The sequence below is a fragment of the Candidatus Binatia bacterium genome (assembly GCA_029243485.1).
Lineage (GTDB): Bacteria > Desulfobacterota > Binatia > UBA12015 > UBA12015 > VGTG01.
The window spans coordinates 1-15,425 of record JAQWRY010000050.1 but is presented as its reverse complement, the minus strand read 5'-3'; the positions used below and the strand labels follow the sequence as shown (position 1 = coordinate 15,425).

15 protein-coding genes and 1 pseudogene are annotated in these 15,425 nt (G+C 60.6%); 13 read left to right on the top strand and 3 right to left on the bottom strand.

What is annotated here, in order from left to right; genetic code table 11:
- From P8R42_13950 to P8R42_13905, 10 genes and pseudogenes are all read left to right on the top strand, one after another.
- The coding region (locus P8R42_13950; GenBank protein ID MDG2305717.1) for a hypothetical protein at positions 1-724 on the top strand (724 nt) is incomplete at its 5' end.
- A 242-nt stretch (positions 725-966) separates the two neighbouring features.
- A pseudogene (locus P8R42_13945) lies at positions 967-1,324 on the top strand (alpha/beta hydrolase).
- Positions 1,325-1,481: 157 nt separating this feature from the next.
- Entirely contained in the window at positions 1,482-2,159 is a 678-nt protein-coding gene (locus P8R42_13940; protein MDG2305716.1) for a paraquat-inducible protein A, read from the top strand.
- A gap of 44 nt (positions 2,160-2,203) precedes the next feature.
- Positions 2,204-2,821 (top strand): paraquat-inducible protein A, encoded by a 618-nt coding sequence (locus P8R42_13935; protein MDG2305715.1) that lies wholly within the window; start codon positions 2,204-2,206, stop codon positions 2,819-2,821.
- Complete coding sequence (locus tag P8R42_13930) at positions 2,814-4,358, top strand: MlaD family protein (protein ID MDG2305714.1); 1,545 nt, start codon at positions 2,814-2,816, stop codon at positions 4,356-4,358. Before P8R42_13935 ends, P8R42_13930 begins: the two co-directional genes overlap by 8 nt.
- The gene (locus tag P8R42_13925; protein MDG2305713.1) at positions 4,358-4,957 is read left to right on the top strand and encodes a PqiC family protein; all 600 of its coding nucleotides are present in this window, start codon (positions 4,358-4,360) and stop codon (positions 4,955-4,957) included. Before P8R42_13930 ends, P8R42_13925 begins: the two co-directional genes overlap by 1 nt.
- Positions 4,958-5,110: 153 nt before the next feature.
- Entirely contained in the window at positions 5,111-5,296 is a 186-nt protein-coding gene (locus tag P8R42_13920) for a hypothetical protein (GenBank protein MDG2305712.1), read from the top strand.
- A gap of 29 nt (positions 5,297-5,325) precedes the next feature.
- Positions 5,326-6,468, top strand: coding sequence for a transporter substrate-binding domain-containing protein (locus tag P8R42_13915; protein ID MDG2305711.1), 1,143 nt, complete (start codon positions 5,326-5,328; stop codon positions 6,466-6,468).
- Between the two features lie 727 nt (positions 6,469-7,195).
- Positions 7,196-8,305, top strand: coding sequence for a DUF1566 domain-containing protein (locus P8R42_13910; protein MDG2305710.1), 1,110 nt, complete (start codon positions 7,196-7,198; stop codon positions 8,303-8,305).
- A gap of 57 nt (positions 8,306-8,362) precedes the next feature.
- Positions 8,363-8,767: a hypothetical protein gene (locus tag P8R42_13905; protein ID MDG2305709.1), complete on the top strand. Its 405-nt coding sequence runs from the start codon at positions 8,363-8,365 to the stop codon at positions 8,765-8,767.
- 260 nt (positions 8,768-9,027) lie between these two features.
- Here the strand turns inward: P8R42_13905 and P8R42_13900 are convergent, their stop codons facing one another.
- On the bottom strand, positions 9,028-10,074 hold the full coding sequence (locus tag P8R42_13900; protein ID MDG2305708.1) for a hypothetical protein: 1,047 nt from the start codon (positions 10,072-10,074) through the stop codon (positions 9,028-9,030).
- 228 nt (positions 10,075-10,302) lie between these two features.
- Between P8R42_13900 and P8R42_13895 the strand changes: the two genes are divergently transcribed.
- Complete coding sequence (locus P8R42_13895; protein MDG2305707.1) at positions 10,303-11,148, top strand: AMP-binding protein; 846 nt, start codon at positions 10,303-10,305, stop codon at positions 11,146-11,148.
- Between the two features lie 57 nt (positions 11,149-11,205).
- Here the strand turns inward: P8R42_13895 and P8R42_13890 are convergent, their stop codons facing one another.
- A complete protein-coding gene (locus tag P8R42_13890; GenBank protein ID MDG2305706.1) occupies positions 11,206-12,321 on the bottom strand; it encodes a ferritin-like domain-containing protein in 1,116 nt (371 codons plus the stop codon).
- The gene (locus tag P8R42_13885) at positions 12,318-13,034 is read right to left on the bottom strand and encodes a helix-turn-helix domain containing protein (protein MDG2305705.1); all 717 of its coding nucleotides are present in this window, start codon (positions 13,032-13,034) and stop codon (positions 12,318-12,320) included. The genes P8R42_13890 and P8R42_13885 overlap by 4 nt, the downstream gene beginning before the upstream one ends.
- Before the next feature lie 416 nt (positions 13,035-13,450).
- Here P8R42_13885 and P8R42_13880 point away from each other — a divergent pair, with 416 nt between their 5' ends.
- Positions 13,451-15,055: a hypothetical protein gene (locus P8R42_13880; GenBank protein MDG2305704.1), complete on the top strand. Its 1,605-nt coding sequence runs from the start codon at positions 13,451-13,453 to the stop codon at positions 15,053-15,055.
- 59 nt (positions 15,056-15,114) lie between these two features.
- On the top strand, positions 15,115-15,303 hold the full coding sequence (locus P8R42_13875) for a hypothetical protein (GenBank protein MDG2305703.1): 189 nt from the start codon (positions 15,115-15,117) through the stop codon (positions 15,301-15,303).
- Positions 15,304-15,425: the final 122 nt, after the last annotated feature.

Here is a 15,425-nt window from a genome sequence, read left to right as displayed (position 1 = left end):
TCAAGAGATCATTGCGGCCTGTCACCAGGCTGGAGTGCAGTTCATGGACGGTGTCATGTTTATGCACCATCATCGATTGCAACGTGTGCTTGAACGACTTGGAGACATCGGACCGGCCCCGAGTATGATCAACTCAACATTCACGTTCCTTGCTGATGATGCGTTTATGCATTCAAACATACGCACGTCGATGGAAACCGAGCCGCTGGGCTGTGTTGGTGATATCGCGTGGTACAACGCGCGAATTTCACTGGTAGTGATGGGCGGCATGCCGACTGTTGTGCGTGCGCGTCATCATGAGCTTCATGACGGGGTTCCCATTCATACCAGTGGAGAATTGGAGTTTGCTGGTGAGCACGGGCCAGTTGTTTGTCACTTTCAATGCTCATACAGACATCCACTTCGGCAGTGGGTCGAGATCATCGGTGATCGTGGATCAATCTGGATTCATGATTTTGTTCATGGGAACCCCAATGAAGCCGTATTCGACATTCACCAAGACACTATTCTGAAAAATGCTGATACGTTGATTGAGGAATCATTTGAAAGAATTGTGGTGGCTCACTGTGTGCAAGAAGCTGAGATGATTCAGTCATTCTCACGTATTGCAATTGGCGAGGTGCCGCTTGATCCACAGTGGCCACGATGGACGCTCGACACCCAGCGCATCATCGATGCAATAATGGAAAGTGCTCGTCAAGATGGTGCGGACGTCACAATCTGAGTCGCCGTCAGTCTGGCAATCGGGCACATGTTGTTTTGCATGCATCGACGGATCTTCTCTTATATTGAAAGCTGATAGTTAAAAAGAACGATGCCCCAAAAAAGACACTTCTAATATTCCCGCACCAATTGTTTGATGAGCACCCAGGCTGCCCATGAGGCAGAAAGCGGCGCACGCATACGTCCGGTAAGGCGCCGTTAGGTCGGATGGGAGCCAAAAAGGGGCTTCATGTCGGCTATCCGCAGGAGAACCCTTCGTCGATCGAGAACAATGGGATCCTTCTCGACCTCCACAACAACCAGGGCGCGCTGGCCTACGGAATCGAGGAATTCGAGAACGAGAATCCCTTGGCGTGGCCTGGTTTCGCCACGGTCGATGACGTAACGGGCCTCCCCCCGGTCGTCATCAGTGTGGACGAGTGTGACCCGTCTTCGAGACGAGGGAATCAATTTCTACCGAGTTCTCCTGCGCGCCGGAGTCCCCGCTCAGTGTCGACAGCTCATGGGCACGTCGCACGGCGCGGACACCATGCCGATCCTCTGCCCCGAGATCAGTCGCGAAACGGCGCGCAGCATCGCCGACTTCTGTCGCGGGTCCTGAGGGAAAACAACCAGACGCCTCCGGCGCGCAACGGAACCGAGCCCCCGCGTTGGAGGCGGGGTGGGGGGCGCGGGAATGGGGTGTGTGACCCCATAAACGACGGATTTCAGCGCGATTTCGGGGGGAACTTGCGGCGGATGTCTGATATCGCCGCGGTATGTACAACCGTCCACTGGCGGACCCGTCGCTGATCGCCTGCCTCGACTGCGACCTGCTGCAGCGTCTGCCCGACCCCGAGTCTCCCGGGTCGGTCGAGTGCCCACGCTGTGCGCGGACTCTATGGGCGCGCCGAGAAGACTCGATCGATCGCACCCTCGCGCTCTCCGCCGCGGCCGTCTCTCTGTGTCTTCTCGCGAATTCGGTGCCCATCCTGGGACTTTCCGCGGTCGGCAACCAGGCCTTCACGACGGTCTTCGGAGGGGCGGTCCAACTTTGGCGGGATGGCCAGCAACTCGTCGCGACCCTGGTATTCTTCACGGCCATCGGTGCACCGGTTCTGCAGATCGGCTTCACGACGGCAATCGCGCTCGGAGCCAAGCGAGACCCCGTGCCGCGCTGGGTCGCAGGACTTCTGGCGCACCTCCCTGGCGCCAAGATCTGGACCATGGTCGAGGTCATGATGTTGGGGACGCTCGTCGCTCTCATGAAGATCGCGGACTACGCGATGGTCATTCCAGGCATCGGGCTCTTCGCTCTCGGGGCGCTGATCGTGGTCTTGGCGGCCCTGCATGTCGTGTTCGACCCGAGGGAAATCTGGGAACGGGTCGAATGGACGGGACCGGGGCGACCAGAGGTCCAAGAGCAGTCCGCCCAGCCGGAAGATCCCGGCGCATGACGGTCGACCCTCCAGCGGCTGGCGTGGTCCGTCCCGCATCGGCGATGCAGCGGGGATTGCAGAGTTGCGAAACCTGCGAATTGCTATCGCAGCCGGTGGACGGGGCGACGAGCGGGCGATGTCCGCGCTGTGGCCAACCGGTCGAGTTCCGCAAGGCCAGAAGTCTGCAACGGACGTGGGCTCTCATTCTGGCCGCGGCGATCTGTTACGTGCCCGCGAATCTTTTCCCGGTGTTGTCTACCGTCACGATCGAAGGGGCGGAGTCCGACACCATCATGGGGGGCGTGGTTCTTCTATGGTCTCCGAGCGGATGGCCGCTGTCGCTGATCGTTCTCGTTGCGAGCATCATGATCCCGTGCGGCAAGATCGTGGCTTTGATCCATCTCCTACTGAGTGTGCAGCGTGGCTCGATCAAGAACCGCGAAGAGCGCGTTCGCCTCTACCGGCTGGTCGAGGTCATCGGAAGGTGGTCGATGGTCGACGTGTTCGTTGACACGTTTACCGTGGCGCTCGTGCAACTCCAGCCCTTGATGTCGGTTGAACCCGGCCCTGGCCTGTTCTTCTTCGCTACGGTCGTCGTCCTGACGATGTTGGCCGTTGCGTCCTTTGATCCACGGCTGATTTGGGATTCCAACAATCAGAAAGAGGTGCGCCATGCCTGACATCGACCCGCCGATTCCCGAGTCCCGAGTGACGGAAAGAAAGAGAAAACGTCTTTCGTTCGTGTGGATCGTGCCCCTCGTGGCGGCCGCGGCCGGGGGCTGGATTGCGGTCACCGGAATCCTGAACCGCGGACCGACCATCACGATCGTATTCGACTCTGCAGAAGGCTTGGAGGCAGGAAAAACTCAGATCCAATACAACGGCGTAGAGATTGGGACATTGACGCAGATCCGCCTCTCGAAAGACCGTACGGAGGTCGAGGCGACCGCGTCGATCAAGGCGGGGAACGAAGATCTTCTCGTCGAAGGAACCCACTTTTGGGTCGTGCGCCCGCGCATCTCCGGCGCCGAGGTTTCCGGACTCGAAACACTACTTTCGGGGGCGTTCATCAGCCTGGAAATCGGAAAGTCCAAGAAAAGAAAACGTCGATTCGTCGCTCTGAAAGAGCCCCCGGTGGTCGAGTCCGGTGTCCCAGGGCGCTTCTTCTTGTTGAATACCGACAATCTCGGCTCGCTGGAGCAGGGATCCCCCATCTATCTTCGGCGGTTTAAGGTGGGCCAGGTCTCGTCGTATAACCTCAATAAGGACGGCAAGTCGTTCGACGTGAAGATTTTCGTCAACGCCCTCTACGATCAATACGTCAATGCCGCGACGCGCTTTTGGCAGGCGAGTGGGGTCGACATTTCGCTCAGTGCAAACGGCGTCGAGGTCGAAACCCAGTCGCTTCTTTCCATCCTCATTGGCGGTATCGCGTTTCAGACTCCGGCCTCGGCCAAGGTCTTGACTCCGGCGGAGGAGAATTCGCGTTTCGAGCTCTTCGCTTCGCGCGCGACCGCGTTCCAAACGCCTCTCGGTAAGGCGGAGGACTTCGTCCTCATTTTCAATCAATCAATCAGAGGACTGGAGATTGGTGCTCCAGTAGAGCTGCAGGGGGTGCGAATCGGCGAGGTCGTCGATACGGAGCTGATTTTCGATACGAGCCGCAAGGACGTCTCGGTTCCCGTCACCATTCGTATTTACGAAGGCCTGCTCGGTCTCAAGCAGAATGCGGACGATGACGACGGCCGCAGGATGCGTATCGAAGCGCTGGTCGAGAAGGGCTATCGCGCGCAGCTGCGCACGGGTAGCTTTATTACCGGTGCTCTATTCGTTGCGATCGATTCTTTCCCCAGTGCACCCCCGGCCAAGATCGACTGGTCGCAAGACCCGCCCCACCTTGCGACGGTGTCGGGGGGACTCGCCAGCATCGAAGACGAGGCGCGCGAACTTCTTACGGAGATCAAAACGATTCCGTTCCAGAAAATCGGTGAGGACGTCGCCATCGCAGTTGCGCAGTTGAACCAGACGCTCCTGCGGGCCACGACCCTCATGGAGAGCGCCAATGGCCTGGTCCAACCGAATTCCGTGCTCCTTTCCGAATTGGATCGAGCCCTCGAGGAGGTAAGCGGTGCGGCGAGGTCGGTCCGGGTACTCGCCGACTATCTCGAACGTCACCCCGAATCGCTCATTTTCGGAAAGTCCGGGGAGGAAAACTGATGACCCGTTCCTGCCGACTCTCACTCTTGTCCGCGGTTGCTCTCGCCCTGGCTTGCTCTTCTCCAACGTCCAGGTTCTACACGCTCGCGCCCACCGTGCCCGCGGACTTGTCCGCCCATGCGGCCCTCGCGATCGGAGTGGGGCCGGTCGAAATCCCTTCCGCGGTAGACCGTCCACAGTTCGTGCTGCAGGTGGCGCCCAACCGCGTGACGCTCCACGAGTACCATCGGTGGGCTGCTCCCCTCGGCGAGGCCATCGCCCAGACCGTCGCTGCCGACCTCTCCGCGCTGCTCGGGACGCCCGACGTGGTACCGCTTCCCGCTCCCGGCTTTCGCTATGACCTCCGGGTCACCCTCGACGTTCAGCGATTCGAGTCCGTGCCCGACCAGCGGGTCGAGATCGACGCGGTGTGGTCTGTCCACGACAGCGCAGATCCAGCGGGCATGCGTTCGGGACGAACGGTCGCCCAGGAGCCCGTCGAAGGGCGCGATGTCGAAGCTCTCGCAGCCGCTCACAGCCGGGCTCTCGGCCAGCTGAGCCGGCGGATTGCCCAGGCCATTCAGGCGGAGATGCCGAGCCGGGAAAGCCCGAAAAAATAGGGGGGGGGGGGGCGATGGTTGTCCCGTAGCTCCATGTGCCAGAACGAGCCGCACGCCAACGTCCGATAAGGAGCCACGCATACCTCCGGTAAGGCGCCGTTAGGTCGGAGCGGAGCCAAAAAGGGGCTTCATGTCGGCTATCCGCTCCCCTTGATGTACCTGACGATGCTCATCGAGTATATTGGCCGAATTGGCATCGGCTTCTGGAAACCATGGGAGACCCTCCAGACGCCTTTGGGCGCACGGCGCAACCTCGCCATGGTCGCTCTCGCAACACTGATGCTGACCCTTTCTCTGCGCCAAAGCAGCCCCGCACCTATCGAACAGGATTCGAATTGAGCCATCCGATGACAAGAATTCTCCATGGAGTGACCCTGCTCTCCCTCGCGCTGCTGCTCTCGCCGGCCAACCTCATGGCGGCGACGGAACCCTCAGCCTCTGGCGCGACGGACTCAGCAACGAGCGCTGCGCCCGACAGCAAACCGAAAAAGCTGCGCATCGGGACCAGGAATGCCCCGCCCTTTTCCTTCCAGCTTCCCGACGGCACCTGGACCGGGATCAGCATCGACCTCTGGCGTGCGATCGCCGAAGATCTGAATCTCGAATTTGAAATCCACGAACTGAAACTCGAGAAGTTAATCGAGTCGACTCGGAAAAATGAGATCAATGTCGCCGTGGCGGCCATCGGAATGACCGCCCAGCGCAACCAAATCATCGAGTTCTCGTATCCCTTCTTTAGCACCGGCCTCGCGATGGCCGTAAAGTCCGGTGAATCGGGCGGCTGGTGGGAGTTTCTGGATCGGCTTTTTTCCAAATCCTTCCTGCGTTCGGCCGGACTCCTCTTCCTGATTCTGCTCGTCACGGGGGTTCTGATTTGGGCAGCGGAGCATCGACGCAATCCGTCGCAATTTGGAGGGTCGGCAGCTGACGGAATCGGTGCTGGCTTCTGGTGGTCGGCGGTCACCATGACCACAGTGGGCTACGGCGATAAATCACCGATCACCCCATTGGGGCGAAGTCTAGCGCTGGTATGGATGTTCATCTCCCTGTTTGCCCTCGCCGGGTTGACCGGAGCAATGGCATCCGCGCTGACCGTGACGCAGCTCACGCCGCGGATTCAGGGCCCGGCCGACCTTTCGCGGGTCCGCGTGGGGGCACTCGCCGGTTCTACCGGGGCTGCTTATCTGCGCCAGAACTTCATTCTCTATTCCACTTTTCCCAACACCGAGGCAGGCCTCGACGCCGTGAATGCGCGCAAGATCGACACTTTTGTAAACGACGAACCCGTTCTGGCCTATGGCGTCAAAAGAGATGGAACCGGAGAACTCTCGATCTTGCCGCAAACTTTTGATCCCGGATTCTACGCCTTTGGCTTCCCCCGCCACAGCCCATTGCGCCGCGACGTCAACTCCTCGATTCTCCAGATCATGGAAACATCCGAATGGCTCGGCATCCTCGCTCGCTACGTCGATGCTTCAAAGCAGCACCTCGAGACGCCTCCTCGAGACTAGAAATGTCTCTCGGGAATGCCGCTGCAATTCCAGCGGAGATCGCGCGCAAAAAACGGACCCTGGCAATGCCAACTAACGAACCAATTCTTGTTGTGGGTGCGCGACCGGTCGGGCTCGCCGCAGCGCACCGGCTTCGCTGGCATGGGTGCGGGGTGCGCATCATCGATCCGCAGACGGGACCTACTTCCTTGTCCAAGGCCCTCGTCGTCTGGCAACGCACACTGGAGACCCTCGACAGCAGCCTTCCTCATGAACGGCTCCAGCAACATGAGGACGCCATGAGGCAGCAAGAGGCGCAAGCATACGTCCGGTAAGGCGCCGTTAGGTCGGATTGGAGCCAAAAAGGGGCTTCATGTCGGCTATCCGCGGCTCAAGCTCTGGGGCCCGGTGGCCGACCGCGACGTGCGGGCTCCGACGTCGAACGAGCTCGCCTCAACGTCACCCGCGCGATCAAGCGGACCATCGAACGAATCCAAGAGGGGCACCCGGCTCTCGGTCGGTCGCTGAGCGCGACGATCCGGACGGGCAACCTGTGCTCGTACGAGCCGGATCCGGACCAGCCTCTCACCTGGGACGCCTGACTTGACCACCCTGACGCTCCGCGTTGCGGGAATCGGCCATAGAACCACGTTCCGGCCGATTGAACGCACTACTTTCGAGACTTTCATTCGCCTGCGCCGGTTGCTCGCGCCGCCGGCAGAGCGAGAAACCGTCCAAAGGAGCCACCATGAACCGCGCAACCATTTTGACCCTCCTCCTACTGCACACCTTCGCAACGCCGGCAGCGGCCGAGATCATCGGTCTTCTAGAGACCCCCGACGGCTTTGCCTCCCAGGTCGGCAACGTTCAGGGCTGGGTCTACACCACGACCCCCGGTGCGGAGCTGATCCAGCCCTTCGACGTATTGATCGACGGCGTCAAGACCGGAGAGGTGCCCTGCTGCTCGGAACGCGGGGACGTGAACGCGGGCGACCCGAGCATCCCGCTTCGCACGGGATTCTCGGGCGTGACGAATTGGGCACGCGAGGCTGGACGCGGTCCGATCACCGTGCAGGTCCGGGTACGCGACACGATGGGCGGGGAAGCCCTCCTCACAAACGCGAACGTAGATGTGTTCTCCCTGGCCACCTTCCCGTTCAGCGCGCTCGTGGAATTCGACCAGGAGAACGGTTCGGTCGCATCGCGCTGCACCCTCTCGAACGATGGGGTCTTCACCCCGGGGAGCGCAGAACTCTCGTGCACCAACCTGGTGTCGACGAAGGGCGACTTGTCGGAGACCGAAATCTGCGACGGCACCGTTCGGTTTGCCTGGGACAAGGCGTCGCAGGGGTTCAAGCAGGTGAGCGACTGCGAGGCTCTGCCTCGTTGGACCGACCACGGCGACGGCACCGCCACCGACAACTGGACCGGCCTCATGTGGGAGCTCAAGACCGTCGGCCGTTTTATCATCCACGAAAGGGACGACGAGTTCACGTGGGCGAGCACGGCCGGGGCCCCCGGGGCTCCGGATGGTGGCGCGTTCGTGGAGTTCTTGGGGACGCTCAACGGGGGCGAGTGGAACGGGGCTACGACGACTGGCTGTTTCGCGAACAAGTGCGACTGGCGGCTCCCGACCTTGGGCGAGCTCAAAGAAATTCTGAGTGAGCAGGAACCTTTCTGCACGACTCCGCCCTGCACGACGATTCCAGGCGAAACCGCGGAGGGTTTCTATTGGTCGTCGTCCGCCTTGACCGGCGCTCCCGGGGCCGCGTGGGGAGTCAATTTCAACGACGCCGCCGTCCGCTTCGATACCAAGTCACGCGCAAACCACGTCCGCGCCGTCCGCGGCGGCTACTGAGAGTCCATTGGAAACGTTCCGGACGATCCGATTCACGAACACAACGGAGGACCAACCATGAACGCCATTCTCTTTCTCGCATTCGCCTTGCTCATGGCCCCGGCTCCCGAAGCCGAACGACTGGCCACTCGAGCCATCCAACGCGACAGTATCGTCGCCGAATCGGCCCTGACCCTCGCCAGTCGCGCCTTTACGCAGGTTGCGATTCCGGAGCAATACACGGCCGAATACAGGATGCGGCCGCATCCCGCCGAGACCCGGCTCGTCAACTTCCTCGAAACCCCGCCACGCGATCGTTGTTCGCCAGAATTCTTCGTCATACCTGCCTCCTGCTCCCCCCCCTTCGAGATCCAATCCACGATCTATGTCTACACTGAGATCTGTCTGGAAATTCAGAAGGAGAACCCCAACTGGGATCGCGTGAGCGGTCTTTCCTATGCACTCGCACTCTATGGCTGTTGATCCCCTGGTCGCGAGCTCGAGGAGGCGTCACCCCGCGAGTTCCACGGCCAGTCCGCTGAACGAGCGCGCCCGACGACGAAGATCTCACGGCTTCACCCCTTGGGGCGCCGGCCGGCCCCGACGCGCCCGAGAGGCTCCATGAGGCAGCAAGAGGCGCAAGCATACGTCCGGTAAGGCGCCGTTAGGTCGGATTGGAGCCAAAAAGGGGCTTCATGTCGGCTATCCGCGGACCAGTTTGCCGAGACGATCGGGCGCGGCACTTACTCGAAGTCTTGGATCCCCGCGCGCAAAAGATCGGGATTCTCCCGTTCATCGGGAGGACCTAGCGCCCCGCACCATGGATCGTCAGGCGATCGGACCAAGGCACCTTCGGGATCAATGCCGAAACGTTCCCGAACCTCAGCCAGGGGTTCGGCCTTGAGTGAATCGAAATCGATCGATTCATCCACATAGTTCACACGGCAGCCATGCCCGCGTTCCGCCGCACGGTAGATCATCTCGGGATCGAACTGGTTTCGCCAGGAGGGCGTGTCCCGATACCGCGCATAGCCTAACTGAAACTGTGCGACAGACCCGACAAGCGCACTGCTGTAATCTCTCCGGGAGAGTGCACCATCGAACGCGTAGACGCACAATTCGCCGAGCGGACTCGTATCGTAGCCCGCGAGAGCATGATGCACATCGTGCAGACTGAGGTTGTTGGAGAACGCCGCCCCGGCGGTTCCCGGCAGCGGGAATTTATTGTCGTCATAATAGGCGGCAAAGGCATGACCGAGTGTTCCGACCGGAAGCGAACGATAACCTTTGTATCTCGCCAGACGATTCGCGTCTCCATCGCGATGGATCCCGCTTTTGAAGAAACCCCAATACAGCGAGAGAAGCCCGTGCCCCATCTCCGGTATATTAGTTCGGAAGCTGTCGAGGTATATGAGTGTTTTTTTGTTTCGCGCGAAGTCCATGGCGCCCTTGATGGTGACGTCATTCACGCCCCAACTTGAGGCCAAACGCTTTAGCGCCTCAGCCCGAGGGGCAATCGAGTCCGGCTCGAGGTAGGGAAGAACTGACGCCATATGAGTGATCTCGCGACGGAGTTCGTGGTCCTCGATGGCGCCTTGGGCGCTGGCGAAATCAGAGTCAAGTTCATCGGGATCTACCGAAGTCTCGAAAATATGCTCGCTGATGGCGGCAAGCGTGCTGCGGTGAATCTCGTGAAACGGGACCCGGCCTTCGTCGGTAGCCACGCCCTTAAAGAGCTGAATTACACTTCTCGCCGATGGACCCCTCAGGTCGAATATCTTCTTTTCCATTGGTACTCTCCTCGGCGGTTGAAAAACCGTGCAGATCCTTTCTATCAAGAGCATAGTGTCCGTCAAACGCGGACACATACACATTAAACGCGCCGAGCCCCGGCCCGGAGCTCGGTTGGGGGTCGAGGCAGAACTTTAACGTGCCTCGGTTCTCCATGAGGCAGATAGAGGCGCACGCATACGTCCGGCAAGGCGCCGTTCGGTCGGCTTGGAGCCAAAAGGGGCCTCATGTCGGCTATCCGCCGCGAGACCTGGAAATTCCTCGACGAGGTCGCCTTCTCGCAGGTGCGTGCCTTGATCGGCATGGATGAATGCAAGCTCGCCGTCACCGGCGCCGCACCCATCCCGCCCGAAATGATGCTCTGGTTCCGGGGACTCGGTGTTCCGTTGGCCGAGATCTACGGCATGTCGGAATCGAGCGGCCCGATCACCTTCTCTCCGTGGGTGGTCAAGGCCGGCAGCGTGGGACAGGCTGTGCCGGGCTGCGAAGTCCGGCTTGCCGACGACGGCGAGGTCATCTGCCGCGGTGGCAATGTATTTCAGGGATATCTCAAGGAAGAAGCCAAGACCGCCGAGGCGCTCGATGCCGACCAATGGCTGCATTCAGGCGACATCGGCGAAATCGACGATGAGGGCTACCTCCGAATCGTGGACCGAAAAAAAGAATTGCTGATCACCGCAGGAGGCAAGAACATCAGTCCGTCGAACCTGGAATCCTCTCTCAAGATGATCCCGCTCATCGGACAAGCTTGTGCGATCGGCGACGGCCGTCCCTTCGTCTCGGCATTGGTGGTACTCGACCCCGATGCCGCCGGCGCCTGGGCTGCGGCCAACGGTATGGCCGGAGCGAAGCTTGAGGAACTGGCCAGCAACCCCGATGTGATTCGCGAACTCGGGGCGGCGGTAGAGCAATCCATGGCTTCCTTCAACAACGCCGAGCGCGTCAAGCGGATTTCCATCCTCGGCGAAGAGTGGCTGCCGGACTCGGATCTGCTGACACCCACTTCCAAATTGAAACGGCGTGGAATCCACGAAAAATACAGCGCCGAGATCGAGGCGCTCTACACCAAGTAGAAAAAAGGGTCGACCCGAAGCGGGTCGACCCTTTTTTTTCTCGTTCTGCCGGCGGCATCAACTGGCAGCATTCGTCTCCGCGGCCGCCGCCGGATCCAACTGCTGGAGGTAGGTGCCCAACATTTCCACCAACTCGGTCGGCGGTGGCGCTTCGGGCTCTTCCACGGAATCCTTCAGATCCTCGAATCGAAGCAGGTCCATTTTTTCGAAAGCGTCGCGAACTCGCGGTGTGAGCAACCCCAGTCGCTTCAGATTCGGCACAATTTTGGCAAAGGTCATCTGCCGGAAGCCCTTTTGGAACGGCGTATTGATCGCCCACTCCGTCCAGACCTTGCTGTCCCAGCCCAGACGATCGAACATCGGGGTGAGCAGGAATCTCTCTCGCAAGAGGTGGGCTGATTCAATCACGAAGTCCTCGCGCTCGCGCATTTCCGTAGAGGTGAGACCGCCGGAGTAGATCTCCTCGAGGGAAATCACCCCGAAAGCCACATGGCGGGACTCATCCTGCATGACGCGCGTGATCAGATCCTGAATCAGCGGCTCGTCCGGCAGTTGCATCCGAACGAGCGAGAACGCGGCCAGGGCAACACCTTCCACCATGATCTGCATGCCCAGAAAGGTAAGGTCCCATCGCGGATCGAGGATAATATCATCCAGGAGCGTTTCCAGACTCGGCAGAATCTCATAAGAAAGGCCGAACTTCTCGGTCAGGTAGCGATGATAGACCTCCACGTGACGCGCCTCATCGGCAACCTGGTTGGCCGCATAGAATTTGGCCTCGGCACTTGGGACCGTCTGGACAATCTTGGCCGTCGCCAGCAAGGCCCCCTGCTCTCCGTGCAGAAATTGCGAGAGCATGAACGCCTGCTGATGCTGCATGAAGAGCATGGCGGTCTCGTCCGTGAACGGCTTCGGTGGCTGCATCAGCTGGTTGGTCATCTCGGTGAATCCGCCGTCGATGCGCTCGCGCATCATGCGATCCATATCGACGTCGATACTCCAGTCCAGGTCCGAGGCATTCCAGTTCAGATTCTTTCCCTTCTCGTAGAGATTGAGAAGATTCTGCTTGCGCATCGCGTATTGCCAATCAAAAACCGTCTCCATGGTTGATTTGATCGATGCGAATTCGCCTCTTTCGGGCAAGGGTAATGGATTCTTTTGCTTGAAATTCATTTCACCACTCCTAAACGTTCCTGCGCCGAGCCATGGGATGCCGTCTCGTCAGGCAGGTTGCTGAAACCAACATAGGCGCAAACCATGCGCGCCAATTCCTGAGCCAATTCTTCGTCCGAGAGAACTCGATCTCCGCTTCGGGTCTCTCCCACCACGATATGGTGCTGCATGAAGGCGAACGCGGCCTGAACGGCGAGATCGATCGCCAGTTCCGGATCCGGGTGCGTGAACTCAGCCCGACATTCGGAGAGCAGCAGCTCCCGCACCCGCACGGTTGCCAGCTGACGGAATGCGAGGCCCTCCTCGAGGATTTCCGAGTCCTGAGCAGCCCGCCAAAGAAAGGCTGCCAATACCGCCTTGCGTTCGCGCACCACCGTCACCAACTCGCTGGTCGCCGCCGTCACGATTGTAGCCGCGCATGCCCCCGACCAGCGCCGCGAGTCCAACAACTGATCGACCCGCGCCTCGAGTTCGCGAAAATGACGCTCTTCGAGCGCCCGCAGAAGTTCGTTCTTGTCACGGAAACGCCCGTAAAAACCGCCCACCGACGAGCCTGCACGCCGGACGATCTCGGGGATCGACAATGCGCCGAGACCTTTCTCCCCGAGCAACTCCTCGGCTGCATCGAGCAAACGCATCAAGGTGCGCTCGCTCCGCACCTGCTTGGTTGCCGCAACCGAGGAAAGTCGCCTCACTTTTTTCTGTTTTTCCATGCCTTTTCGGGACTCCGGATCAAAACAAGAATCTCATTCGGTTTTAGGAGATATCCGATCTCGTTGCAAGCACTCTCGAAAGTCCGCACGATTGCAGTTGCTTCGGACGCTTTTTCCCGGAACAACGCGCTGATGGAGGCACTGCAAATCCTGCTCGCGATCGACGACGGACGTGGGCGTGCTCTTTTCGGAAGTGCTTCGTGGTGCGATCGCCGGCCAGGACGCGGGGGTCCGGGCACGGCTCCATGAGGCGGATAGAGGCGCACCCATAAGTCCGTTAAGACGCCGTTAGGTCGGCTTGGAGCGAAAAGGGGGCTTCATGTCGGCTATCCGCAACGCCCACTTGAATTCGGACTTGCTTACGTAGCACCATGCACTTTGGCTTCTCGCGGTGGGGCGCCGGGAGGGATTCAGAAATGACAACAGTATCGACTACGGCTCGGAGCCTTCGAGGCCTCTTGGTTGTTTTCCTCGGGGTCGGAGTGCTCGCCCAGGGCTGCGGAAGCGACGGCACGACCGGAACGACACCCGCGCCCGAAGCGTCGGCGATCCCTGCCCTGCCCGAACCGCCTCCCGCACCGACTCCCGAGCCCGAAGCCTCGCAAGCCGCGCTTACGCACGACTTCGGGGACGTCACTCTCGGCCCCGGAGAAGAGCTCCCCAACGGCTGCGTCCAGTGGACGCTCAACAACGAGAAACCGCTGTACGTGAACAAGGTCACGCTCGGAAACGGCGGGTCGTATCATCACTCGAATTGGTTCGTCGTTCCCGAAGAGAGCTATGCCGGTCCGGACGGGCGCTTCGACTGCGGCGAGCGTGAGTTCAACGAGACGATCGCGTCCGTCGTCGGGACGGTGCTCTTCGCCCAGTCCACGCAGTCCCTCCTCGAGGAGCAGCCGTTCGCTCCCGGCGTGGTCGTGAAAATTCCGCCGCGCCATAAGATCATCGCGACGGTCCACCTGCTGAACCCCTCCATCCGCGAGCACGAGACGTTCCTGCGCGTGGGATTGGACCTGATTCATCCCCGCGACGTCGAGGTCATCCTCACCGCCTTCCGGCTCAACTACGGTGCGCTCGACATCCCCCCGCAAAGCGAAGCGCGCTTCACCGCGGAGTGTGACTTCCAGGACATCTTCGACGCCATCATCCAGCAGCCCATCGACCTGAAGCTCCACTGGGTGCTGCCGCATTATCACTACCTCGGGAACTACTTCAGCGTGGAGCTTCTCGGCGGACCAAATGACGGTCAGGTGATCCACAGCCTGGACACCTTCAACGCGGAACCGAACGGCAAGGCGCTCGCACCGCCGATCGACTTCGCCGCCGCAGGCGCACGCGGCCTGCGCATGACGTGCGGCTACCGGAACCCCCGGGACGAGTCCGTCCGATTCGGCGTCGGTGATCAAGAGATGTGCGTAATGCTCGGCCTCGCCGAGAGCTCCATGCTGCTCGACGGCGCCGTGAACACCGGCAACGAGGTCGACGGCGTTGTGGACGGTATCGTGATGAACAGCGGCCCGTGCACGGGCCTCGGCGCGCCGCGAAATCCCGCTCAGACGCTGCCCGGCGACGACGAGATCGAGGCTCCCCTCTACATTCCCACCTCCCTACCGGGGGACATCGACCTTCCCGTCATCCCGCCCTGCGCCGATACGCCGCTGGGCCTCTCCGAACCACCCGCCACGCTCTCCAGCATCTCCGAAATCGTCTTCATCGGGAGCTGTTCGTTCTCGGCATGCCACGACAACCAGGCACCGGCCGGCGGCTTGGATCTCTCATCGCCCAACGTCTACGCCAATCTGCTCGGCCACGAGGTCACGACGGCAGAGACGTCGCTGCCTCTCATCGCTCCGGGTGATGCCGACGGCAGTTGGCTGTACCGGCTCCTGTCGCGCTGCGAGCCTACGGATGACACCGGGCGCGTCGTCGCGCACATGCCGCGGAATTCGCCGAACCTCTTGCCGCCGGAGGTGGTTGCAAAGGTCCGCGACTGGATTTCGAACGGAGCACTCGACAACTAGGTGGACCTCAGCGAAGGTTTCCGCCCCCAAACGTCGATCGCCTTTGGTACGCGACGACAATGCACGCACGAAGGCTCGATCTCGGAATCTCGCTGCTCGTCGCGGTCTCGTGGACCATGCTCCTCGGTGCCGTACCCGCGGCCGCCGACGAAGCACCCGGAGGGGAGATCGATCTCCACGTCGCCCTTGATTTCCGGCTCGATGACGGGACGGACCTCCTGTCGGTCGGAGTGTACGTCGTCAGCTGAGTCGGGATCTTTGGGGTCGATTTATAAGAGACACTTCCGGCACGTTTGCCCGCCTACGCGGCGCGTAGATTCTGTCGCTTACGACGGGCCATTGTCTTCTTCTTGATCTGTTCTCGGCGCGT

Bases quoted from the DNA above. Each gene is read 5' to 3' on its own strand.
- P8R42_13940 (MDG2305716.1), top strand. From the start codon at position 1,482: ATGTACAACCGTCCACTGGCGGACCCGTCGCTGATCGCCTGCCTCGAC.
- P8R42_13935 (MDG2305715.1), top strand. From the start codon at position 2,204: ATGCAGCGGGGATTGCAGAGTTGCGAAACCTGCGAATTGCTATCGCAG.
- P8R42_13930 (MDG2305714.1), top strand. From the start codon at position 2,814: ATGCCTGACATCGACCCGCCGATTCCCGAGTCCCGAGTGACGGAAAGA.
- P8R42_13925 (MDG2305713.1), top strand. From the start codon at position 4,358: ATGACCCGTTCCTGCCGACTCTCACTCTTGTCCGCGGTTGCTCTCGCC.
- P8R42_13920 (MDG2305712.1), top strand. From the start codon at position 5,111: ATGTACCTGACGATGCTCATCGAGTATATTGGCCGAATTGGCATCGGC.
- P8R42_13910 (MDG2305710.1), top strand. From the start codon at position 7,196: ATGAACCGCGCAACCATTTTGACCCTCCTCCTACTGCACACCTTCGCA.
- P8R42_13905 (MDG2305709.1), top strand. From the start codon at position 8,363: ATGAACGCCATTCTCTTTCTCGCATTCGCCTTGCTCATGGCCCCGGCT.
- P8R42_13900 (MDG2305708.1), bottom strand. From the start codon at position 10,074: ATGGAAAAGAAGATATTCGACCTGAGGGGTCCATCGGCGAGAAGTGTA.
- P8R42_13895 (MDG2305707.1), top strand. From the start codon at position 10,303: ATGTCGGCTATCCGCCGCGAGACCTGGAAATTCCTCGACGAGGTCGCC.
- P8R42_13890 (MDG2305706.1), bottom strand. From the start codon at position 12,321: ATGAATTTCAAGCAAAAGAATCCATTACCCTTGCCCGAAAGAGGCGAA.
- P8R42_13885 (MDG2305705.1), bottom strand. From the start codon at position 13,034: ATGGAAAAACAGAAAAAAGTGAGGCGACTTTCCTCGGTTGCGGCAACC.
- P8R42_13880 (MDG2305704.1), top strand. From the start codon at position 13,451: ATGACAACAGTATCGACTACGGCTCGGAGCCTTCGAGGCCTCTTGGTT.
- P8R42_13875 (MDG2305703.1), top strand. From the start codon at position 15,115: ATGCACGCACGAAGGCTCGATCTCGGAATCTCGCTGCTCGTCGCGGTC.